This is a genomic window from Pseudomonas sp. LBUM1659, assembly GCF_059716045.1.
This window is the reverse complement of the sequence record NZ_CP166797.1, coordinates 1115509-1138310: the sequence shown is the minus strand read 5'-3', so window position 1 is coordinate 1138310 and position 22802 is coordinate 1115509. Positions and strand designations below refer to the sequence as shown.

The 22802-nt window shown below is 53.8% G+C and carries 14 protein-coding genes and 3 pseudogenes; 2 read left to right on the top strand and 15 right to left on the bottom strand.

Annotation, left to right across the window (positions count from 1 at the left end; translation table 11 throughout):
- Nucleotides 1-15: 15 nt before the first annotated feature.
- The 15 genes and pseudogenes from ACA048_RS05000 to amaB form a co-directional block, all read right to left on the bottom strand.
- A complete protein-coding gene (locus ACA048_RS05000) occupies nt 16-486 on the bottom strand; it encodes a nuclear transport factor 2 family protein (protein WP_497628183.1) in 471 nt (156 codons plus the stop codon).
- Between the two features lie 114 nt (nt 487-600).
- Complete coding sequence (locus tag ACA048_RS04995; protein WP_497628182.1) at nt 601-1911, bottom strand: CynX/NimT family MFS transporter; 1311 nt, start codon at nt 1909-1911, stop codon at nt 601-603.
- Nucleotides 1901-2560, bottom strand: coding sequence for a FadR/GntR family transcriptional regulator (locus tag ACA048_RS04990; protein WP_497628181.1), 660 nt, complete (start codon nt 2558-2560; stop codon nt 1901-1903). The genes ACA048_RS04995 and ACA048_RS04990 overlap by 11 nt, the downstream gene beginning before the upstream one ends.
- Before the next feature lie 476 nt (nt 2561-3036).
- The gene (locus tag ACA048_RS04985) at nt 3037-4683 is read right to left on the bottom strand and encodes an acetolactate synthase large subunit (protein ID WP_497628180.1); all 1647 of its coding nucleotides are present in this window, start codon (nt 4681-4683) and stop codon (nt 3037-3039) included.
- Between the two features lie 86 nt (nt 4684-4769).
- Nucleotides 4770-5498, bottom strand: coding sequence for a methyl-accepting chemotaxis protein (locus ACA048_RS04980; protein WP_497629801.1), 729 nt, complete (start codon nt 5496-5498; stop codon nt 4770-4772).
- Between the two features lie 129 nt (nt 5499-5627).
- Nucleotides 5628-6635 (bottom strand): annotated as a pseudogene (locus tag ACA048_RS04975) (cache domain-containing sensor histidine kinase); the annotation flags it as partial.
- Nucleotides 6636-6865: 230 nt separating this feature from the next.
- Nucleotides 6866-10843, bottom strand: a pseudogene (locus ACA048_RS04970) (NAD-glutamate dehydrogenase); the annotation flags it as partial.
- Nucleotides 10844-11182: 339 nt separating this feature from the next.
- A pseudogene (locus ACA048_RS04965) lies at nt 11183-11704 on the bottom strand (NAD-glutamate dehydrogenase); the annotation flags it as partial.
- A 94-nt stretch (nt 11705-11798) separates the two neighbouring features.
- A complete protein-coding gene (locus tag ACA048_RS04960) occupies nt 11799-12515 on the bottom strand; it encodes an ABC transporter ATP-binding protein (RefSeq protein ID WP_497628179.1) in 717 nt (238 codons plus the stop codon).
- Complete coding sequence (locus ACA048_RS04955; RefSeq protein ID WP_497628178.1) at nt 12512-13387, bottom strand: ABC transporter ATP-binding protein; 876 nt, start codon at nt 13385-13387, stop codon at nt 12512-12514. The genes ACA048_RS04960 and ACA048_RS04955 overlap by 4 nt, the downstream gene beginning before the upstream one ends.
- Nucleotides 13384-14664 (bottom strand): high-affinity branched-chain amino acid ABC transporter permease LivM, encoded by a 1281-nt coding sequence (gene livM / locus ACA048_RS04950; RefSeq protein ID WP_497628177.1) that lies wholly within the window; start codon nt 14662-14664, stop codon nt 13384-13386. Before livM ends, ACA048_RS04955 begins: the two co-directional genes overlap by 4 nt.
- Nucleotide 14665: 1 nt before the next feature.
- Nucleotides 14666-15580, bottom strand: a complete 915-nt coding sequence (locus ACA048_RS04945) for an ABC transporter permease subunit (RefSeq protein WP_497628176.1) — start codon at nt 15578-15580, stop codon at nt 14666-14668.
- Between the two features lie 70 nt (nt 15581-15650).
- Nucleotides 15651-16772 (bottom strand): branched-chain amino acid ABC transporter substrate-binding protein, encoded by a 1122-nt coding sequence (locus tag ACA048_RS04940; RefSeq protein WP_497628175.1) that lies wholly within the window; start codon nt 16770-16772, stop codon nt 15651-15653.
- Nucleotides 16773-16939: 167 nt separating this feature from the next.
- Nucleotides 16940-18226: an L-pipecolate oxidase gene (gene amaA / locus ACA048_RS04935; RefSeq protein ID WP_497628174.1), complete on the bottom strand. Its 1287-nt coding sequence runs from the start codon at nt 18224-18226 to the stop codon at nt 16940-16942.
- 554 nt (nt 18227-18780) lie between these two features.
- Nucleotides 18781-20271, bottom strand: a complete 1491-nt coding sequence (gene amaB, locus ACA048_RS04930) for an L-piperidine-6-carboxylate dehydrogenase (RefSeq protein WP_497629800.1) — start codon at nt 20269-20271, stop codon at nt 18781-18783.
- 143 nt (nt 20272-20414) lie between these two features.
- Here amaB and ACA048_RS04925 point away from each other — a divergent pair, with 143 nt between their 5' ends.
- On the top strand, nt 20415-21320 hold the full coding sequence (locus tag ACA048_RS04925) for a LysR substrate-binding domain-containing protein (RefSeq protein WP_497628173.1): 906 nt from the start codon (nt 20415-20417) through the stop codon (nt 21318-21320).
- A 230-nt stretch (nt 21321-21550) separates the two neighbouring features.
- A complete protein-coding gene (locus tag ACA048_RS04920) occupies nt 21551-22801 on the top strand; it encodes a 2-aminoadipate transaminase (protein ID WP_497628172.1) in 1251 nt (416 codons plus the stop codon).
- The last annotated feature ends 1 nt before the right edge of the window (nt 22802 follow it).

Sequence of the window (22802 nt, the reverse complement as noted above, 5' to 3'; positions counted from 1 at the left end):
CAGGCCTCGATCTTATCAGCGACTGGCCTGGAATGCCTTCAGCCCCTTGAGGGCTTGAGCACGAACGGCGTTTCTGACCAGAGGTGTCCAGCCCAGAACCAGCCCTTTGAAACCCAGCGCCTGCCGCGACCAGGTCCACAGGTCGAAGCGGTCGTGGTGCTCGCAAATCTTGCCGTCGCGAAACACGAAGCGTGCCTGAATGTCGTTCACCACAATGTTGCCGGTCTGGCTGAACAAATAGGTGGCAACCCAGTGAGCGCCGCCCGTGCGCTCGTCAGCTCGCACATTGTCGAAAGTCAGGGAAAAATCCTTGGCCCGGGTCGTGAGCATGCGCCACATGTCGCCGGCATCCCGGCCGCGCAGTTCGCCGAACGCCGGATCACTGAACAGCACATCGTCGGTGTAGCAGGCACTCATGGCCTCGGCATCCAGGCGCTGAAAGGCTTGGTAGAACCGGGTGATCAATGCGCTGTGGGCATCACTCATGGGCAGACTCCCTGTGCTTGCAAAATGACTACGTAAGATTGCCTGCACGATAGTCTGCAACGACGCGAAACACTATCGGCATTCGTGGGCCGAATACCGACAGTGCGAAGGGCATCAGATTTTTTCGCTTTCGACTTGAACGTACAGCGAACGTCCGGCGCCGAGGCCGGCGATGATTGCACTGAGACCGATCACGCCGAAGATCCAGCCCACCGCCGTCCAGCCGCCGGTCCAGTCATGCACGACACCAACGGCGAACGGCCCCATCGATGCCAGGGTGTAACCGAACCCTTGGGCCATGCTCGACAGGTTGGCCGCGACATGCGAGTCCCGCGAACGGAGCACGATCAGGGTCAACGCCAGACTGAACGTAGCGCCTTGCCCCAGCCCCAGCAGAATCGCCCAACCCCACAGGCCTTCAATCGGCGCATAAAGACAGCCGAACAGACCGCCGAGCGTCATCAACATCACCACCACAATGGCCGGTCGCTGGTCCTTGCCGCGTGTCGCCAGCCAAGGCGCCGCGAGAGAACTGGCCAATTGGACGATCACCGAACCGGATAACACCAGACCGGCCTGAGTCGGTGTCAGCCCACGACCGATCAGGATCGACGGCAACCAGCCGAAAACGATGTACGCCAAGGACGATTGCAGGCCCATATACAAAGTCACTTGCCAGGCCAGCGGATCGCGCAACAGTCCGCGAACACGGTAAGCGACGCTATGTGCGCCATGTTTCTGTCCACCCACTTGCGGCAGCCAGAAGATCGCCGCGACCAGCGCCGGCAGCCCCCAGAAGCCCAGCCCCATGGCCCAGCTCTTGTCGAAATGCTCACTCAACGGCACGGTGGCGCCGGCAGCCATCGCGGCGCCCAGACATAACGCCATGGTGTAGACACCGGTCATGGTCCCGGCCTGTTTCGGGAAGTCGCGCTTGACGATACCCGGCAACAACACACCGATCACACCGATGCTCGCACCCGCCAGCACGCTACCGGCAAACAAGCCGACCTCGCCAAATGAACTGCGCAAAATGATCCCGCCCGCCAGCGTCAACAGAATCCCCAACACCACCCGCTCTGCGCCAAAACGGCGCGCCAGCACCGGTGCCAAAGGCGCGAACAAGCCTAGGCACAACACCGGCAATGTCGTCAGCAAACCGGCTTGCGCAGCCGACAAACCGAGGGTCTTTGAGATCTCGCTGAGCATCGGCGCCATGCTCGACAGTGCCGGGCGCAAGTTCAGCGCTACCAGGATCAGACCCAGTAATAAAAGCCATGGTCGGCGCAGCAGCGGGTGGCTCTGCTGGACCTGTTCATCATCGGCCTCGGCGTCGATCAGCAACTCTTCGAGCTCCGCCGTGCGCTTGGGTTGAGTGAGGTTGCGATCGCTGCTGGACATGGACTTCCCGGTTTCAAGGTTCATTGATCAACTGCCTCGACAAGGCTTTGGCCCGTTCCGGGTCCCGTTGCTCGACGGCATCCAGCAGTTCGATGTGCAGGTCGAACACTTCCTGGCGTCGCGGAGTGATATTCAAGGTCTGGCGCAATTGCGCGCCGACGACGCTGGAAAAATAGCGATACAGCTCGCTGAGCGTCGGGTTGTGCGCGGCGTCCACTAGACGGCGGTGAAACACCAGATCGCAGGCGATGTAACTGTCGAGATCGCCGTGGTAGTGACTGCCGCTGACGCCGAGCGCTTCGCGCAAGGCCACCAGGTCTTCATCGGTACGGCGCAATGCCGCGAGGCCGATGGCTTCGACTTCAAGAATGTGCCGAGTCTCGCGGGCCTGTTCGTGGGAGCAGCGCGACAGCGCTTTCAGGGTGTCCAGCGGATCGATCACGGCCCGCAGGTAGCTGCCGTCACCCTGACGGATTTCGATCAACCCGGAAAATGCCAACACGCGCATGGCTTCGCGCACGGTGTTACGGCTGATGCCCAACTCGGTCGCCAGTTCCGGCTCGGTGGGCAAGCGTTGGCCAACGACCCAGACGCCTTGCGTAATGCGCAGGCGTAGATGATCCAGCGCTTGGTCGACCAAGGATCGCTTGGTCAATGGAGAAATGTCTGACATGGATTTCACCCTTTCATCCAATCATAGGATGAATTTTCTGACATGTTAGTCAGCTTCATCCGGAAGGGCAACGGGGCAGGGTTTAAGGGCGGGCAAAGGAGCAGAAATTTCGATTATTTAAACTACGCTGACCATCATATCTGGCAGGACGGTTACCACATGAGGAGCCACGGATTGGAGATTACATCAAAGTGGTTTACCGACTCGGCGTAAACGTTCAGCAGTTGTGGGTCTAATGCTTGGATCGCGGTTGTAAGTCTGAGAGCTTTCTTTTCATTGCAAATTACATTGCAACGCTCATTGGGTTGAAACTCCGCTGTCACTGTCTTTTGCGGCGACTTTTGCAGCGGAGCTTTTCAACAGAGTCGGCCAGAAGCAGCCAGTCACAAAAGGCCAAAAACCAATCGTTCCTGCACGGGGCATGCTGCCCACAGCTTTTCTGGCCAGTATCTAAATGTAATGATTTAAGGGAATGCTTACAAAGCAGCACTACGCTCCCTCAGCGCGACGTTGAGGATGAAGTCATTTTCCGAGTAGTCGACAGCGCAATCGATGACATGCACACCTGGCTGCGCAATACAGTGCTGAATCATTGGAAGAAAATCTTCAGCACTTTCTACGCGGTGACCCTGGGCACCGTAACTCTGGGCGTACAGTACGAAGTCTGGATTGCCATAGTCCAGACCAAAATCCTCAAACCCCATCTGAGCTTGCTTCCAACGAATCATGCCGTAGCCATCATCACGCAGGATCACCACGACCAGGTTCATCTTCATACGGACTGCAGTTTCAAGCTCTTGGCTGTTCATCATAAATCCACCATCACCACATACTGCGACAATGGGCTTCTCGGGATAAACCAATCGCGCAGCCATAGCAGAGGGCAGACCGGCGCCCATAGTAGCAAGCGCGTTATCGAGCAGAACGGTATTGGGCATGTGCGCTTTATAGTTACGAGCGAACCAAATCTTATAGATACCATTATCTAACGCGACGACTCCTTCCGAAGGCAGGGCTTTACGCAGATCCGCCACGACACGCTGGGGATACATCGGGAAACGGGCATCGTCCGCCCCCTCAATAATCTGAGCCTCGTTTGCCTCCCGTATGCTAAGGATACGAGTGAAATCCCATTGCTCCTGATCACTGAGCGCCTCACTGATCTGCCAAATGGAATTAGCGATGTCACCTATGACTTCAATCTGCGGGAAGTAGACAGGATCGACCTCGGCAGATCGAAAATTCACATGAATAACTTCGGTTCCTCCACGCACCATGAAAAAGGGTGGTTTCTCAATGACGTCGTGGCCAATGTTTACAATGAGGTCCGCGGATTCCAACGCGCGATGTACAAAATCCCCGGATGACAACGCGGCGTTACCGAGAAACATTGGATGGCGCTCATCAACCACGCCCTTACCCATTTGCGTGGTAATGAAAGGAATCCCTGTTTTCTCCACAAGCTGAAGGAGCACCCGGGCAGTCATTTTGCGGTTTGCACCCGCACCAATAACGATAATAGGACTGTTCGCGTCTTTCAGCTTCGCAACGGCTGCTTGAATGGATTTGCACTCAGCCAACGGGCGGCGGGTAAAGCTAGGTGGTATCGGTGTGCTTTCAGTGTGCTCCGCAGCCACATCTTCCGGCAGTTCGAGGTGAACTGCTCCTGGCTTTTCTTCCTCTGCCAAGCGAATGGCTTCACGAATTCGAGAAGGGATGTTGTCTGCTGACGCTAATTGATGGGTGTATTTCGTTAGCGGGGCCATCATCCCCACGATGTCCAAAATCTGAAAACGGCCTTGCTTGGATTTTTTGATTGGCTTCTGACCAGTGATCATCAACATTGGCATGCCACCGAGGTAGGCATATGCCCCCGCCGTAACCAAGTTAGTGGCACCCGGGCCAAGCGTAGATAAGCTGACTCCCGTCTTTCCAGTTAGCCGACCATAAGTGGCAGCCATGAAACCGGCCGATTGTTCATGTCGTGTAAGAACAAGTTTTATTTGCTTGGATCGCCTCAGAGACTCAAGCAAATCAAGATTTTCTTCACCTGGAATTCCAAATACGTATTCAACACCTTCGTTTTCCAGACATTGCACGACAACATCAGCGGCTTTGGCCATCACGTCACCTTTTAACTTTAATTTGCGCAAACGCGCATTAACACGAAGTAACAGCGAACAACACGCAGAACATAAATCTCAGCGGGTTATATCTTGAATCTACGCACTAGCGCGTCCATCTCATGGGACAACTGGACCAGGGCCTGCGAATCATTTCGAGCATCGCCGGCCAATTGAGCAACCAATTGAGCGTCCCCATGGACACGACTGATGTGCCGATTGATATCTTCGGCAACCTGATGCTGTTCCTCTGCTGCAGTGGCTATCTGAATGTTCATGTCGCGGATCACATCCACCGACTCGCGGATCTGGCCGAACCTGCCCCGGGCAAGCCCAATTCGATTGACCGACTCCTGGGACACTTTCAAACTTTCAAGCATTTGGGAGGCCACATCGCTAGTGCGTCGCGCCAGATTACCAAGCAGGCCATCAATTTCCTCTGTGGAGTCTGCAGTTCGCCGGGCCAGTGCCCTGACCTCATCAGCCACCACAGCAAATCCACGCCCCTGATCACCCGCGCGAGCTGCCTCAATCGCCGCATTTAGTGCAAGCAGATTGGTTTGTTCGGCAATGGAGCGGATGGTACTCAGGATGGACTGAATATCATTGCTGTCTCGCTCCAATTGCTGCATAGACTGTGCGGAATGCTCAATCCCTTGACTCAACTGATCAACGCTACTAACTGCGGCGTCAATCTCCTGCTGTCCTTCGCGGGCTTGTTGTCGACCATTGTCGGCCGACTCCGCTGCCTGGCTGCATGAGCGGGCCACTTCATTAGCTGTCGCCACCATTTCATGGAAGGCGGTTGATACCATGTCAATGGCCTCTCTCTGACGGCCAGCGGCGTCAGCCATTTCACCGGAAACTTTAGTGGAGCTGTTTGAGTTGGCCAAAATACCTTCAGCCGCTTGACTGATGCGGTGAATTAAATTGCGGATCGCCCCCAGAAATTGATTGAACCAACCGGATAACTGGGACGTTTCATCGTTACCGCGTATTCCTAGACTGCGAGTCAAGTCACCTTCACCTTGGGCGATGTCTTCAAGACCTTTGGTCACGTCTAAAATGGGACGAACAATCATCCTGGAAAAAATATAGCCAGCCAGCGCAAACACCATTGCCATTACGCCGGCAATGACGCCGACAAGCCATGTTAAGCGAGTAGTCGAAGCCATGACCTCGTCACGCTTGACCAGCCCTACAAAGCTCCAGCCAAGTTTTTCGGACGGCCAGACGTTCGCCATGTACCGCTCGCCGCCGAGCTCAACCTCTATCAGCCCTTTACCCGCTGCTGCTAGCTGCTGATATCCCCCACCAAGGTCGCTCAGCTTTTTGAAATTGTGTTCGGGACTCTGTGGGTCCACCAAAACAACACCATTGCGCTCAAGCAACATCAAATAGCCACTTTCGCCAAGTTTGATTTGTTTCACGATTTCAGTGAGTTGCTTGAGCGAGACATCTATATTGACGACACCACCCTGCTGTCCGAGACGGTTTGCCATCGTACGAACTGTGCTTACAAGCACAGCATCATCGCCCGCCCAGTAGTAAGCGTCGGTACGCATCGTCTTCCCAGGATTTTCCTGTGCAAGTTTGAACCAGGGTCGTTGGCGAGGATCGTAGTTGGCCATCTTCGGATCGCCGGGCCAGAACACATAACCACCCTCGGTCGTGCCCACCGCGATATAGGCGTACGAAGGATGGCTGGCAGCCAAACTCGAAAAATATTCAGTCAGCTGTTTATCCAAAGCGCCAAGCTCGATAGAGGGTGCATCGGCAGACATGTACTGTTTGATGTCCCCATCAACACTTTTTAGCAAAGGCTGATTTGCCAGAAACTCAACATTCTGACTGATGCCTTCAAAAAAAATCTGCATGGAGTTTGATACTTGGCGAATCTCTCGACCGCTACTATCAATAAAATTGTCCTTTGCTTCCGAGCGTAGATTCATGACAACCAGCGCCGCCACAATAAAAATCGGTGTAAATGCAATTGCCGCAAAAGCCAAAGTGAGCTTTTGTTTTATATTCATAAGTAATCCATCCCAAGATTTGCAATGACTATTAATTGCACCGACCCACCCATGCAAAGCATTAGTCAACCCTAACTAACAATTTAAACTATTGCCTAGTGCCCAGAACGAAATTCAACCGACAGACTTATCATGAACTTAAGCCCGAATCAGATTGAAGAAAGCCCCATTAGCTGAATATTAGCGACCGTGTACATGCTCCAGTCACTGCTCGCCGCAGATTTCAGTTCATCGATCAAAAGAATCCATTTTTTTATAGCCACGGCGTTCTGAGTTACCCACTCCTGCACCGCCTCAGAACCGTCCGAGGACGCCAACCTAAACTTCATGATCGACACTGCAATGGTGCCCAACTGTTTGTCCACGTCATCCCGTAAAGACTCGCGGGCCAATGACTGCCAGTTGTTTTCCGCAGGGAGATTACTCAGCTCCTGGAGGTACCAGTTCAACTCGAGAACGCTCCCTACTGCAAAGAAGGCTTTAACCATTTCTTCAGGGCTGTGGCGGGTGCTAGCGGAGGCCTCTATCGCCGGCAGCAGGTTGTACAAATGATCGGCACCAGCAACCATGCGCGCCAGCAACTCAGGTACGCCAGCCGCGACGTAGGCCTGATAGCGGGTCTGCCAGCCTTCGCGGGTCGGGCCTTCCAGCAGTTCGTCGAGCTTGAGGCCCAGCGCTGCCAGATGCGGCCCGAAGTGCGCGACGTCACGGGCGGCGTTCTGCTCGTTACGACGGCTGCGCAGGAACCAGCGCGTGGCGCGACGGCCCAGGCGCATCAGCTCGTCCATCAGCTCCAGTTGTACGTCGGCGGAAACCTGGTAATCCAGGGCTTCAATCTGCCGGAACCAGTGCGGGAGATGGAAAATGTCACGCACGATCACGTAAGCGCCAGCCACGTTCGCCGGGCTCATGCCGGTCGACTCTTTGAGTCGTTGAACGAAGGTGATGCCCATGTGGTTGACCAGGTCGTTGGCGATCTGGGTGCTGACGATTTCGCGCTTCAGACGGTGACGGCGCATGGCTTCGGAGAACTTGCTCACCAACGTCGGCGGGAAAGCGGTTTCCATGTCGCGGGTCAGGTAGTCGTCGTCCGGTACCAGGGAGTTGAGCAGCGCCTCCTTGAGGTCGATCTTGCTGTAGGAGATCAGTACCGACAGCTCGGCACGGGTCAGGCCATGGCCTTCTGCAACGCGCTCGTTGATCGCCTCTTCGTTCGGCAGGAACTCGATGGCGCGATCCAGCTTGCCACGGCCTTCCAGATCGTTCATCAGACGCTTGTATTCAGCGATACGCGGCAAGGCACGACGCGACGCCAGGGACAGGGCCTGAGTCTGCTTGTAGTTGTTGCCCAGCACCAGATTGCCGACTTCGTCGGTCATGCTCGCCAGCAACTGGTTACGTTGCTTGTCGGTCATGTCACCGGCGTGAACCACTTCGTTCAGCAGGATCTTGATGTTTACTTCGTGGTCAGAGCAGTCCACGCCACCGGCGTTGTCGATGAAGTCGGTGTTGGAACCGCCGCCATTGAGACCGAATTCGACACGACCCAGTTGGGTCATGCCGAGGTTACCGCCCTCGCCCACGACTTTGCAGCGCAGTTCGTTGCCGTTCACGCGCAGTGCATCGTTGGCCTTGTCGCCCACATCGGCGTGGCTTTCGCTGCTGGCTTTGACGTACGTACCGATACCGCCGTTCCACAACAGGTCTACCGGTGCCTTGAGCAAGGCATTGAGCAGTTCGGTCGGGGTCAGCTTGTCGGCCTGAATGTCGAAGCGCTCTTTCATCTGCGGGGAAATGGCGATGCTTTTCGCGCTACGGGAGAAGATCCCGCCGCCTTCGGACATGATGCTGGTGTCGTAATCCGACCAGGCCGAACGCGGCAGGTCGAACAGGCGCTGACGCTCGGCGAAGCTGTTCGCCGGCTGCGGATTCGGATCGATGAAGATGTGCAGGTGGTTGAACGCAGCCACCAGTTGCAGCGTCTCGGACATCAACAGGCCGTTACCGAATACGTCGCCGGCCATGTCGCCGACACCGACCACGGTGATGCTGTCTTTCTGGACATTGATGCCGCGTTCGCGGAAGTGACGTTGAACGCCGACCCACGCGCCCTTGGCGGTAATGCCCATCTTCTTGTGGTCATAACCGGCGGAACCGCCGGAAGCGAACGCGTCACCCAGCCAGAACCCGTAGTCGATGGCGATGCCGTTGGCGATGTCGGAGAAGGTCGCAGTGCCCTTGTCCGCTGCAACGACCAGGTACGGGTCATCGTCGTCATGACGCACGACGTTGGCCGGCGGAACCAGCGCGCCGTCTTTCAGGTTGTCGGTGATGTCCAACAGGCCCGAAATGAAGATGCGGTAGCAGGCAATGCCCTCGGCCGCGATCTCGTCACGGCTGCCGCCCAGTGGCAGGCGACGCGGCAGGAAGCCGCCCTTCGCGCCCACTGGCACGATGACCGAGTTTTTCACTTGCTGGGCTTTTACCAGGCCCAGGACTTCGGTGCGGTAGTCTTCTTCACGGTCGGACCAGCGCAGACCGCCACGCGCCACGTTGCCGAAGCGCAGGTGCACGCCTTCGACGCGAGGCGAGTACACGAAAATTTCGAACTTCGGTACGGGCTTGGGCAGCTCTGGAATCTGGTGCGGATTGAACTTGAAGCTGAAGTAGGACTTGTTCTTGCCGTTGGCATCAGTCTGATAGAAGTTGGTGCGCAGGGTGGCCTTGATCAGGTCCAGGTAGCGACGCAGGATGCGGTCTTCGTTGAGCACCTGGACTTCGTCCAGAGCGGCGATGATCGCGTGTTCCAGGCGTTGCTGCTTGTCTTCCAGATCGTCGCCGGACAGCTTGCGCGCCAGGTAGAAACGGGTCTTGAACAACCGGGTCAACTCGCGAGCGATGTCGGTGTGGTTGTTCAGGGTGCTGGCGATGTAGCCCAGGTCGAAGCCCAGACGGATCTGCTTCATGTAGCGAGCGTAAGCACGCAGCAGCGCCACATCGCGCCACGGCAGGCCGGCGGTCAGCACCAGGCGGTTGAACGCATCGTTCTCGGCATCGCCACGCACGATGTGGACGAACGCGTCCTGCAAGGTGTCGTTGAGTTGCTGAATGTCGAGTTCCAGACCTTCGGCAGCCGTGAACGCGAAGTCGTGAATCCAGAACTCGCGGCCATTGGTGTGGCGCAGGTGATACGGGAACTCACCCAGCACGCGCAGGCCGAGGTTTTCCAGGATCGGCAACACGTCGGACAGCGCCAGCGGCGTGTCGGCGTGATACAGCTTGCAGTGCAACTCGCGTTGTCCGGACACCTGACCCAGTGGTTGATAGAAGCTCATCACCAATGGATTTTTTTCGTTCAGGCTCAGCAGGTGTTGCATGTCGACCACAGCCGAGTGGGCTGCGAAACGCTCGCGGTAACCGGCCGGGAAGCCTTTCGGGAAGTCGGCCAGCACGTTGGTGCCGTGAGCTTCGCCGAAGCTTTCAACCACAAGACTGGCGAATTCATCCTGCCAAGAACGGCACGCCTGGATCACCTGCTGCTCAAGGAGTTTGTAATTTACGGTCTGAACGGAGTGATCCGTCAGAGGCAGAATGAATTGAACGCGAGCCAGAACAGACTCAGAGAAAACCGTCCAAAATTCACAACCCTCAGCACCTACCGCCGCCATCAGTACTTGTTGGATCCTCAGACGAATCTCAGTGGAGTAAATCTCACGAGGAACATAAGCAAGACAGTAGAAGAATCGGTCATATGGATCAGTTCGGAAAAACGCACGAACCTTGAACCGCTCTTGCATCTGCGTGATGGAAATGACGGTTGGAAACAACTCTTCAACAGAACTCTGGAACAGGTCATCTCTGGGCAAGACCTCAAGGACTCTCGAAAGCTCCTGCCCTAAATGGCTTTCAGCACCATACCCTGAGCGTTCTTCTACCTGAGCAACTTTAGCTCGAATAAAAGGAATATCCCGTACGCTTTGGCCGCGAGAATAGAACAAGCCGATGAATCGATGCTCTTTAACGACATTACCAGCAGAGTCGATCTCTCTTAGAGAAACGTAATCCGCATAGGTGGAGCGTCTGACGCGACTGAGGCAGGACGATTTTGCAAAGGAGAGCAGCAAAGAGGTGGTCAGAAAACGCTGTACTTCTGGCCGAACCCGCACATCATTATTGCCCAAGCCACCATGCAGTCTATGGCTGACGCCCAAAAATGACGACTCATCATATTGAACATGCCCCGACGGGACACCATCGACTACCTTGAACTCTTCATAGCCCAGGAAAGTAAAATGGCCCTCTAGCATCCAATCGAAGAAAGCTCTTATTTCCGCGAGTTCAGTGGATTGAGCGTTCGGGTCAAGCAATTCCAAAGACGTATTGAGTTCGTTGATCTTGACCTTCATCAGGACGAGATCCGTATCCACCAGCCTGACCTCCTCAAGTACCTCTAGCAGCGCGGCTTCGATGGATCGAAGCTCGCTTGCACTTGAACAGCGATCAATCTCGAGATAGGCCACTGCGGTCTTGCATGAACTCGACGCGTCGGATGCGTTAAGAGATAGCCCTACCGCCTGCCCCCTCTGTTCGATCTCGGGCTCAAAAACAGCGGTTTGCAGAGTATGAATATTGTATCCGCGATTATTAAGTTCCATTCGAATCGAGTGAATTAGAAAGGGAACTTGAGGGCAAACCAATTCGACAACTGTGTGCGATGACTGCCAACCATGCCGTTCAAAGTCAGGGTTATAAACACGAACTGTTGAGCTCTTGGCATCATGCTGCATGAGCATTCGCCATGTAGAAATGGTTGCACCCGCTAAATCTGAAACCCGCCGTTCCTTCAATTCCTCCAGCGCCGCAAAGCTATAAAACTGATCAGCAAATTGAACAACCTGGCTTATCTCAGCATCACTGACATATTGCCCCAGCGCTTGGTGCAGTTGAGATTTCAAATTACTTTCACTGATAACACAGACACTATTCATAGCCTGCCTAAACGGAGGAGTGATGGAAATGCGGCTGGATGGGAAGAATCGGCATACCGCCCTCAGCACCCTCCGAGAGCGGCTTGGTTGAGGGTCAGTGCCCGCCTAAATAGGCCTCTCGCACTTGCGGATCCTCAAGAAGCTCCCGGCCAGTGCCGGACATGCGAATCTGCCCGTTGACCATGACATAGGCCCGGTCACTCAGCTTGAGCGCATGATTGGCATTTTGCTCAACCAGGAAAATCGTCATCCCCCCTTTAGCCAGTTCGCGAAGGGTCTGGAAGATATGCTTGACGACTATCGGCGCCAATCCAAGGCTAGGCTCATCCAGCAACAGAATCTTGGGACGGCTCATCAGGGCACGCGCAATAGCGAGCATCTGTTGCTCACCACCGGACATCGTCATTGCTCGCTGATTTCGCCGTTCCTTCAGACGCGGAAAGAGTTCGAACATGCGTTGCAAGTCTTCCTCGGCATGCGTCATTCCGATGGGGATAGTTCCCATCAACAGGTTCTCTTCAACCGTCATATCCGGAAAGACACGGCGCCCTTCGGGTGACTGCGCAATGCCATTGGAGGCGATGTAATGGGATGATTTCTTGCTGATGTCCTCCCCTCTGTAAAGAATCTCCCCACCGCTTGCACGGGGTTGACCGAAGATGGACATCAGTAGCGTTGACTTACCGGCCCCGTTAGCGCCGATCAGTGAGACCGTTTCGCCTTCATGGATCTCTAGCGAGACCTCACGTAGTGCTTGAACAGGCCCATAAAAAACATCGACATTGCGTAACTCCAGGATTGGCACCTTCATGCAACTTCCTCCTCATCAGTAGCACCCAGATAAGCGGCAATGACGCGTTCGTTAGAACGAATATGCTCGGGCCCTCCGCGGGCAATAACGTCACCGTGCTCAAGCACAATGATGTGATCGGAGATACTCATGACCATGCCCATATCGTGTTCAATCAACAGCACCGTGACACCGTGAATATCACGCAGGCCCCGAATAATGGCTGTGAGTTTCAGCGTTTCTGCCGGGTTCAAGCCCGCTGCGGGTTCATCTAGACAAACCAGTTCCGGGTTGGTGCACATCGCACGGGCGATCTCGAGACGGCGCTGCTGCCCGTAGGACAACTCTCCCGCCAGTCGATTTGCAAATTCGCCAAGATCGACGAACTCCAGCCAGCGAAACGCATTTTTGATCAGTTCCTTCTCCGTGCGACGGTAACCTGGCGTATTCAACGCACCGGCCAACAGGCTCCGATTGGCCTCCATGTGCTGGACCACCAACAGGTTCTCAATCACTGACATTTCTTTGAACAAGCGAATGTTCTGAAAGGTTCGAGCCAAACCGGCACGATTCACCAAGTGGGTACCGCCGAACATCTTGAACCATAGCCGAGACGCAAACTTCAGCGGATTGACGAAGTCCGTCATCTGAAATGGCTCACCAAGGATCTTGATGATGTTGGTATCGCGCTTACGCGCATTGAGCTGGATCCGCCCCCCCGAGGCTTTATAGAAACCAGTCAGGCAGTTGAAAACGGTGGTCTTGCCGGCACCGTTGGGCCCGATCAATGCGGTAATAGAAGAGCGCTCGACCTCGAGATTGACGTCCTTCAGCGCCTTGATGCCACCGAAGTGCATCATGAGATTCTCTACACGCAGAATGGCGTCTTTCATTTCGCGACCCCTTCCGGAACTGCAATACCAATCCGGTTAATACGGATCAGTCCTCGCGGCTTCCAAATCATCATCACCACCATCAGTACCCCAAAGAGCAGCACGCGGTAGTCGGCAAAATTACGCAGCAGCTCCGGTACTACTGTGAGCACAAAGGCTGCAATCACTACCCCGACGGTTGACCCCATACCACCCAAAACGACAATCGCCAGGATCAGTGCGGATTCAAAAAAGGTGAAGGATGTCGGGTTAACAAAACCCTGGTAACTGGCGAAGAAAACGCCAGCGATACCTGCGGTCGATGCACCAATCATGAAGGCCGACAGCTTCACCAAAACATGATTGAGTCCCATGGCACGGCAAGCGATTTCATCTTCACGCAAGGCTTCCCAGGCACGGCCTATGGGCATGCGAGTCAGGCGATGTTTAAGATAGAGCACCGTCATCACTACGATGAAAAGGACGGTGTATATGAAGATGTATTTCAGATTAGGGTTATAGGCCACCCCGAAGAACTCATGAAACGGAATACCACCATCCTTGGCCTTGCGCCCAAATTCGAGTCCCAGAAAAGTAGGGGAAGGTACAGACATGCCATTAGGGCCACCCGTCAGGGACGACCAGTTATTCAGAACCAGCCGAATGATCTCCCCGAACCCCAAGGTCACGATTGCCAGGTAGTCGCCATGCATGCGCAAGACCGGAAAACCCAAAATCGCACCTGCAAAAGCCGCTAACAGGGCTGCCAACGGAATCGCTGACCAGAATCCCAACCCCAGATGTTCGTATCCGAGGGCCAAGCCATAGGCACCGATAGCATAAAATGCCACATACCCCAGATCGAGCAAGCCGGCCAAACCAACAACGATGTTCAGTCCCAGCCCAAGAAGTACATATATGAGCCCGAGGATAACCACGGTGAGAATGTATTTATTCGCCAAAAAAGGCAGAGCCACCGCAACTAATACAACCAGAAGCAGAACCCAGCGCATATTCGATTTATAGCCAGGAGGGAGCACAGTAACGCCACTACCGGTCAAATCAAAACGTGAGCTGAATTTTTTACCATGAGATGTTTGTAAAAAAACACTTACGAGGAAGCGTCCCGCCATCACAACAGCAACAGACCACACGACACGATCAGCATGGAAATTGAAGCCGTAGCCATCCAGGACTACGCCTACAATCGGCCCGAATATAATTAACGCAAGCAACCCCGCAAGCGCAGTATCCAGAAGACTTTTTTTCAAGTCGATAGATGAAGATTGAGCACTCATGTTACACCTTCGTTACTTTCGGACGCCCCAAGAGGCCTTGCGGACGGAAGATCAAAATTACTACTAGCAACGCAAACGAAAACACGTCTTTGTAATCCGAGTTTATGACACTCGAAAATTGAGCTTCAGCAATACCGAGAATGAGCCCACCCAGCATCGCACCCGGCAATGAACCGATACCACCTAATACGGCCGCAGTGAAAGCCTTAATACCAATGATGAACCCTGCATAAAAATCAAAGGTACCGTAGTTCATTGTAATCAGAACGCCTGCCAAAGCAGCCATGGCTGCACCAATAACAAACACATAGGAAATAACCCGATCTGTATTGATGCCCAATATCGATGCCATCTTGCGATCTTGCTGTGTCGCTCGGCACATTCTTCCCAAGCGGGTGCACTTGATGATGTAAGTCAACAAGCCCATGCCTATAAAGGAAGCCAACAGAATAAAGATTTTGGTGTAAGTGATTTGAACGAAACCACCGGCAAAATCCAAACGTGCTGCACCTTCCAACAGGGTTGGAATACCTTGCTGTCGAGCGCCCTGAGTTAGCTGGACATAGTTCTGCAGAATCAATGAAATCCCGATGGCAGATATCAGTGGAGCAAGGCGAGTTGAGTTGCGTAGCGGCTTATAGGCTACACGTTCAATGACCCAACCGTAGGCACAAGTAATCGCGATAGTGATTATGAGTGTGCCGAGTATCAAGAGCGGGAACGAATGCAGACCAAAAAATGCTAAGAGAGCCAACGTAATAGCAGAAAGGTAAGCGGAAATCATATAAACCTCGCCGTGTGCGAAGTTAATCATGCCGATGATTCCATACACCATGGTATAACCAATTGCGATCAGTCCGTAAACCGATCCCAACGTCAATCCATTGACCATTTGTTGGAGGAACAGAGCGTCCACATTGACTCTCCTATTTAAAGTAGTTCAACCCATACCGATAACGGTATGGGCATTGAGCGACTTGATAAAATCAAATCTGCTTATATTTACCAGCGGCATCCCAGCGATACATGACATAAGGGGACGTCTTCAGATCGCCCTTCTCATCCCATTCCTTACTGCCCATTACCGTGTCCACAGGATGGGATTTAATCCAGGCGCCGGCTTTTTCGTTATCGGTACCGCCGGTGGCTTTATAGGCAGCAGCCAGTGTCTGCAGAGCAGCATAAGAAAACAGTGTGTAACCTTCCGGCTCATAGCCCTTGTCGCGGAAACGCTTGACCACATCCTGCCCTTGCGGAAGGCCTCGAGGATCGACCACAAAGCTCATCAGGACACCCTCGGTGTACTGTGCCCCACCCGCAGTGGTCACCAGTTCGTCTGTCACGATGCCATCGTCAGAGATAAACTTTGCCTTCAGCCCCTGCTCACGCATCTGTCGGACCAACGGACCTGCTTCGGAGTGAAGACCACCGAAATAGACGACGTCAGCCCCAGAGGCGCCGATCTTCGAGACCAGCGAATTGAAATCTTTCTCACCGCGCGTCAGCCCCTCAAAAATCACCTCCTGCATACCACGCGCGTGCAACTGATCACGAGTGGCCTGGGCCACGCCCTGGCCGTAGGTATCCTTGTCGTGAATGATTGCGACCTTGGTGGCTTTCAAGACATCAACAATGTAGTTGCCCGCGACAACGCCCTGTTGATCGTCACGACCACAAATCCGGAAAACAGTGCCGTAACCACGATCTGTCAACTTGGGATTGGTAGAACCCGGGGTGATCGAGATGACGCCGGCTTCCTCATAGACTTCCGTTGCCGGAATGCTGGAGGAAGAGCAGAAGTGGCCAATGACCGCGTTGACCTTATCGGAATCAACCAGGCGGTTAGCGACAGCGATAGCTTGCTTGGGCTCACAAGCATCATCACCTTTCACCAGGACGATTTTTTCGCCGTTGATACCACCCTTGGCGTTGATGTCCTCTGCGGCTTGGGAAGCGCCTCTCCAGAGTTGATCCCCGTAGGTGGCGTTAGCGCCGGTGTGGGGGCCGGCCACGCCGATTTTTATGTCGGCATAGACTTGAGTCGAAAGTCCCATGGCAGCTGTAAGCGCCAAGCCGAGAGCCTTGATTTTAAAATTATTGGTTTTCATGTCTTCCTCTCTTCTTGTTTTAACGAAAAACATCAATCTCATTAGTTGCATCACTGTTTTCAACATCAAAACAGTTGCAACAGATACTGAACTACAGGCAATACAATCCACCACAACCGCACTCGATCACGAGCACAGCGAACAACTCAAATGACAATCACCCTGCTTTAAAGTATTACTCTCATGCACTGACCAGCATGATAAAGGGAGAACCCGCCTTCATAGAGTGCACTTCGCAAGCCAGCCGTATAAAGCGGCTTCATGGCTGTAAACGGTAACGGCAAGTCATCCGGCTTGTCATTCATCAAGTAATCGGCCAATGCCTTACCAATGACTGTACCCGTGGTGTTTCCGCGCCCGTTATAACCTGTTACTGCAACAATCCCGGCAGCCGGCTCAAACAAACGCATCAAGTGATCCGGCGTGAAGTCGATGCATCCGGTCCAATGCATCTCCCACTCAATCTTGCCCAATTTTGGAAAATAGTGACCCTGGATTCGATCGGCCCAACTTTTAATGAACCAGGCCGGTTTGTTATCTGTACGGCCCATGCTGCCGAGCAACAACCGTCCATCCGCATCTCGACGAATACTGCTCAACACCATGCGGGTGTCCCAGGAGCCTTGGCCATGCTTCAAGACATTATCGGCCTCTGTCCCCACCAAAGGCGTCGACGCCACTTGGTAGTAATAACCGCGGAAAAAATTCTTTTGCAGTTCGGACCAGTCACCTTCGGTGTAGGCACCCGTCGATATGACGACCTTGTCACAGGTCACCGCACCACCCGCAGTCTTGACCAGCCAACCGCTGCCCTGTTTTTCCACTTGGGTGACAGCTGAACGCTCAAACAATCGTCCACCGAGGCGCTTTACTGCGTCAGCCAGACCCTTGGTATATCCCATTGGATTGATCGTTCCAGCTCGACGATCCAGCAATGCAGATGAAATTTTATCGGTGCCACAATATTCCTGGCATCGAGCCCCGGTGAGCAATTCGACATCTGCACCTCGACGCTTCCACTGGTCATGGCGGGCTTGTAAGTCGGCAGCACCTGACGCGTTATGAGCCATATGAAGCGTGCCATCGTTACGAGCCTGGCACTCAATGCCCAGCCTTTCGATCGTGGAAAAAACCTGGCTTGGCGCCTCACCCAGAACCTTGTTAAGACGGCTGCCTACCTTGGCTCCCAAGGTGGATTCAACGTCATCAGGACGGATCCAGGTTCCCGCATTCACCAATCCAACGTTACGCCCCGAACCGCCGTTACCAATCTGATGCGCCTCAAGCAACACCACACTCTTGCCTTTCTCAAGCAAGTTCAATGCAGCAGAGAGCCCCGTTATACCGCCACCAATAATACAGACGTCGACTTTGACGCTGCTTGTCAGTGCAACAGGCGACACCTGTTTAGGCGTTATATGTTCCCAGAGACACTCTTTACGTAACTCAACCATATACATCAACCTCTCGACCGCTAACCCGCAGTGGAACACGTATGTTTATAGAACCAAGGGTTCAGGAAGGGCGAACTCATAACACTCACTCGTAACCAAAACATTGGATATGAGCGTAGTGGATTCGAAGGAAGAGCGGATCAGCGACTGACCGACCCAATAAACAGCGCCCAGGGATATAACAGTTACGAGCAAGATGCTAAATGCCAGCAGAACTGACGAAGTGTAAATACCGGAAAAAGACAACGGCACCATTAAAATGAGGGTTATTACCAATAACATAGCGACTGTCATCCAGAATGGAGTACTAGCCCTTGTCACTTGTTCAGTGTTCAAAGTCAAGCCTCTCTTACAAACAGGATGAAAGATTCAAGTATCACGAACATGGCGCTGGCCTTTTATTATTGCTACTGCTTGTCAGCCAATTATTTCATTCAGGCGAGAACACGGTGAGCCCCGACCTATCACTGCTGTTTTAAATCCTTCAGCGAATAATTTTGCTCCTAAAGACAGCACTCCCTACATCGAAAAAACCGATGTAGGGAGCTGCTTCATCAATCGAATACAATGCCCTGAGCCAGAGGCAGCTCGCGGGAATAGTTCACCGTATTAGTCTGACGACGCATGTAAGCCTTCCAGGAGTCGGAACCGGATTCGCGTCCACCACCCGTTTCCTTCTCGCCACCGAATGCTCCGCCGATTTCGGCGCCGCTGGTGCCGATGTTGACGTTGGCAATGCCGCAGTCGCTGCCGGATGCGCTTTGGAAACGCTCGGCTTCTCGTACGTCCAGGGTGAAAATGCAGGACGACAGACCTTGAGGCACTTCGTTGTTCAGGCGCAACGCTTGCTCGAAATCGTCATAGGTCAACACGTACAGAATCGGTGCGAATGTTTCATGACGAACGACTTCGGATTGGCCAGGCATCTCAACAATGGCCGGAGCAACGTAATAAGCGTTTGGATACTGGTCCTGCAATTGACGCTCACCACCAAACACCTGACCACCTTCGTCACGTGCCTTGCTCAGAGCACCTTGCATCGATTCGAAAGCCTGTTTATCAATCAGCGGTCCGATCAGATTGTCCTTGCGTGGATCACCGATGCGCACCTTCGCGTATGCAGCTTTCACTCGAGCGACAACTTCATCTTTGATCGAACGATGCACGATCAAACGGCGCAGGGTAGTGCAACGCTGACCTGCCGTACCCACGGCGCTGAACAGGATGCCACGCACGGCCAAATCAAGGTCAGCACTTGGCGCCAGGATCATTGCATTATTGCCGCCGAGCTCCAGGATAGTACGACCGAAACGAGCAGCCACACGCGGACCAACCTCACGACCCATACGAGTGCTACCTGTAGCACTAATCAAAGGGATACGCGGATCATCGACAAGAACCTCGCCCGCCTCGCGATCACCGATGATCAGTTGGCTAAGCCCTTCAGGCGCCGCACCAAAGATTTTCAGTGCCTGCTCAAACAACGCCTGACACGCCAGCGCCGTCAGTGGTGTTTTTTCAGACGGTTTCCACAGCACGGAGTTACCGCAAACCAGTGCCAGGGAGGTGTTCCAGGCCCATACTGCGGCCGGGAAGTTAAAGGCACTGATAACGCCTACGACGCCAAGTGGCTGCCACGTTTCACGCATGTGGTGACCCGGGCGCTCAGACGCAATAGTCAAACCATACAACTGACGAGACAGCCCGACAGCGAAGTCGCAGATATCGATCATCTCCTGAACTTCACCCAGGCCCTCCTGGAAAATTTTGCCAGTTTCCACCGACACCAGTTCGCCGAGCTGCTCTTTGTTTTTACGCAGGACTTCGCCGAACACACGGACCAGTTCGCCACGACGTGGTGCCGGTACGTCGCGCCAGGCCAAAAAGGCCTGATGAGCGAGATCAATCTTCTGCGCAACGGTTGCTTTGCTCTCTAAAGTCACAGAAGCAATCTGACTACCATCGATAGGTGTATGAATGGGATAGCCGCCATTCGTGAAAGCAGCCTCAGAAACGCCAAGGCCTTTAAGCAGTCCATCAACCATTTTTTTCTCCTGACTCAGATGGTGGTTGAAATTATTGATCTGGGTCATTATTAATCTGAACCCACGGATCAACAAACGACGTTTCCTCAGCACATCATTCCCCCAATGAATGAAGTTGATTAGCCGTCAGTAGAGAGAGAGACATGTACAAACGCCTTGCTCCCTCCATGGCAGCCCTTCAGTGCTTTGAAGCGGCAGCTCGTCACTTGAGTTTTACTCGAGCCGCCGAAGAGCTCCATCTGACCCAGAGCGCCGTTAGCAAACAGGTTGCTCAGTTGGAGGAAATGCTGCGACATAACCTCTTCCATCGCATACGCCGACGGCTGCAGCTGACGCCCGCGGGAGAGCTCTATCTCGCGGAGGTCGATAAAATATTGACCCAAGTTGATATATCGAGCCGGTACATTCTCTCGTATGGAGGCGAAACCGAAGTCCTGCGAGTGGCGACCCAACCCACATTTGGCGCACGCTGGCTGATACCCAATCTAAAAGGTTTCGGTAAGCGGTTTCCCAACATCCATCTAGACATCCGTAGCGAGCTGGAGCCCTTTGATCTGCTCAAGGCAAAGGCTGACGTGGCCTTCTTCTTCGGTCAGGGATCCTGGCCAGGAGCCATCTGCACCAAGCTTTTCGAAGAAGACGTGGTGCCGGTTTGCTCACCAGATACTCTTGCGAACATTTCAATCAAGAGTGCGGCCGACCTTACTGATCTTGTACTCCTGCAATGCACGTCTCGCCCGGAAGCCTGGCACGAATGGTTTCTTGAACAGGATCTGCATACGGAAAACAGCTATCACGGCCCACGGTTTGACACATTTTATATGTGCATACGCGCAGCCCAGGCAGGCTGCGGAGTCGCCTTGGTCCCGAAATTCCTGGTCAACGACGAGATTGCCGAGAAGAAACTCGTGGTCGCTTGGGACTACTCCGTGCGTAGCACCGGGTCGCATTTCATGGCTTATGCAGAGCACGCAGCAGAAATACCGAAGGTGGGCAATTTTGTTGAATGGATACTGGAACAAGCGAAGCTCGGAAAGCACGAACTATGAGTGCTTTAAGAGTTTACGGAATGAAGCTGTAATTTCTTTTCGCTTGTCGCGACCCTGCATTCCTCGCTTACATAGAAAATATATCTATGCAGCCAGGACACCAAAATGCCAATGCGTTCCACAAACAAGTACCAATGGACATCCCCCATTAGCGGGGAATCTTGCGTTTCACAATGCAAGAAAAACGGTAATGGAAACTTGAAAGCTCAAGTTTTGGAGAACGTGCCGTCATGACACAGTCCTCCATCAGCGAGTCTATCGCCGTCGTCCATCCCATCACTTTGAGCCACGGCAGCAACGCTCAAGTGTGGGACACTGAAGGCAAGCGCTACATCGATTTCGTAGGCGGGATTGGCGTTTTGAACCTGGGTCATTGCCATCCTCGAGTGGTTGAGGCCGTGTGCAATCAGGCCTCCAAACTGACGCATTACGCCTTCAATGCGGCCCCTCATGCGCCCTATAAGCAACTGATGGAGCGACTGGCCAAGTTCATTCCAGTTTCCTATCCGGTCAGTGGCATGCTGACCAACAGCGGCGCCGAGGCCGCAGAGAATGCGCTGAAAATCGTACGCGCTGCGACAGGTCGTACCGCAGTCATAGCCTTCGATGGTGGCTTTCATGGGCGAACCCTGGCCACCCTGAATCTCAACGGCAAAGTGGCGCCGTACAAGCAGCGAGTAGGCAACTTGCCTGGCCCTGTTTACCACCTGCCCTACCCTAGCAAGGACACCGGCGTTACGACGCAAGAAGCACTCAAAGCAATGGATCGCCTGTTCAGCGTCGAGATTGACGTGAATGAAATCGCTTGTTTCATTCTGGAACCGGTACAAGGCGAAGGTGGCTTCCTCGCCCTCGACCCTCAATTCGCCCAAACATTGCGCAAGTTCTGCGACGAAAACGGCATCTTGCTGATTGTCGATGAAATCCAGTCAGGGTTCGGTCGCACCGGTGAGCGCTTTGCGTTCACACGTCTAGGCATCGAACCGGACTTGATACTTCTGGGTAAAAGCATCGCTGGCGGCCTGCCGCTCGGTGCGGTGGTGGGCAAAAAACCGTTGCTCGACACTCTGCCCAAAGGTGGTTTGGGAGGCACTTACTCGGGCAACCCGATTGCCTGCGCAGCGGCGCTTGCCACGCTGGATGAAATGACCGACGCCAACCTTTCTTCCTGGGGCGAAATTCAGGAGAAGGCCATTGTCAGCCGTTATCTGACATGGCAGCAAAACAAGCTCTCCCCCTATCTTGGAAGATTAACCGGTGTGGGCGCCATGAGAGGTATTGAGCTGATAACTCCTGAAGGATCGCCAGCGACTTCAGTGCTTGCTCAGCTACTTGAGAGCGCCAGGAAAAACGGTCTGCTGTTGATGCCTAGCGGGAAATCCCGTCACATCATTCGACTCCTGCCCCCACTGACTATCGAACCCGAAATATTGAATGAAGGTCTCGATATTTTCGAGACCTGCCTGGCTGGAATTCGCTAAA

Bases quoted from the DNA above. Each gene is read 5' to 3' on its own strand.
- ACA048_RS04920 (WP_497628172.1), top strand. From the start codon at position 21,551: ATGACACAGTCCTCCATCAGCGAGTCTATCGCCGTCGTCCATCCCATC.
- amaA (WP_497628174.1), bottom strand. From the start codon at position 18,226: ATGGTTGAGTTACGTAAAGAGTGTCTCTGGGAACATATAACGCCTAAA.
- ACA048_RS04990 (WP_497628181.1), bottom strand. From the start codon at position 2,560: ATGTCAGACATTTCTCCATTGACCAAGCGATCCTTGGTCGACCAAGCG.
- ACA048_RS05000 (WP_497628183.1), bottom strand. From the start codon at position 486: ATGAGTGATGCCCACAGCGCATTGATCACCCGGTTCTACCAAGCCTTT.
- ACA048_RS04925 (WP_497628173.1), top strand. From the start codon at position 20,415: ATGTACAAACGCCTTGCTCCCTCCATGGCAGCCCTTCAGTGCTTTGAA.
- ACA048_RS04980 (WP_497629801.1), bottom strand. From the start codon at position 5,498: ATGGTATCAACCGCCTTCCATGAAATGGTGGCGACAGCTAATGAAGTG.
- livM (WP_497628177.1), bottom strand. From the start codon at position 14,664: ATGAGTGCTCAATCTTCATCTATCGACTTGAAAAAAAGTCTTCTGGAT.
- ACA048_RS04940 (WP_497628175.1), bottom strand. From the start codon at position 16,772: ATGAAAACCAATAATTTTAAAATCAAGGCTCTCGGCTTGGCGCTTACA.
- amaB (WP_497629800.1), bottom strand. From the start codon at position 20,271: ATGGTTGATGGACTGCTTAAAGGCCTTGGCGTTTCTGAGGCTGCTTTC.
- ACA048_RS04985 (WP_497628180.1), bottom strand. From the start codon at position 4,683: ATGGCCAAAGCCGCTGATGTTGTCGTGCAATGTCTGGAAAACGAAGGT.
- ACA048_RS04955 (WP_497628178.1), bottom strand. From the start codon at position 13,387: ATGAAAGACGCCATTCTGCGTGTAGAGAATCTCATGATGCACTTCGGT.
- ACA048_RS04960 (WP_497628179.1), bottom strand. From the start codon at position 12,515: ATGAAGGTGCCAATCCTGGAGTTACGCAATGTCGATGTTTTTTATGGG.
- ACA048_RS04995 (WP_497628182.1), bottom strand. From the start codon at position 1,911: ATGAACCTTGAAACCGGGAAGTCCATGTCCAGCAGCGATCGCAACCTC.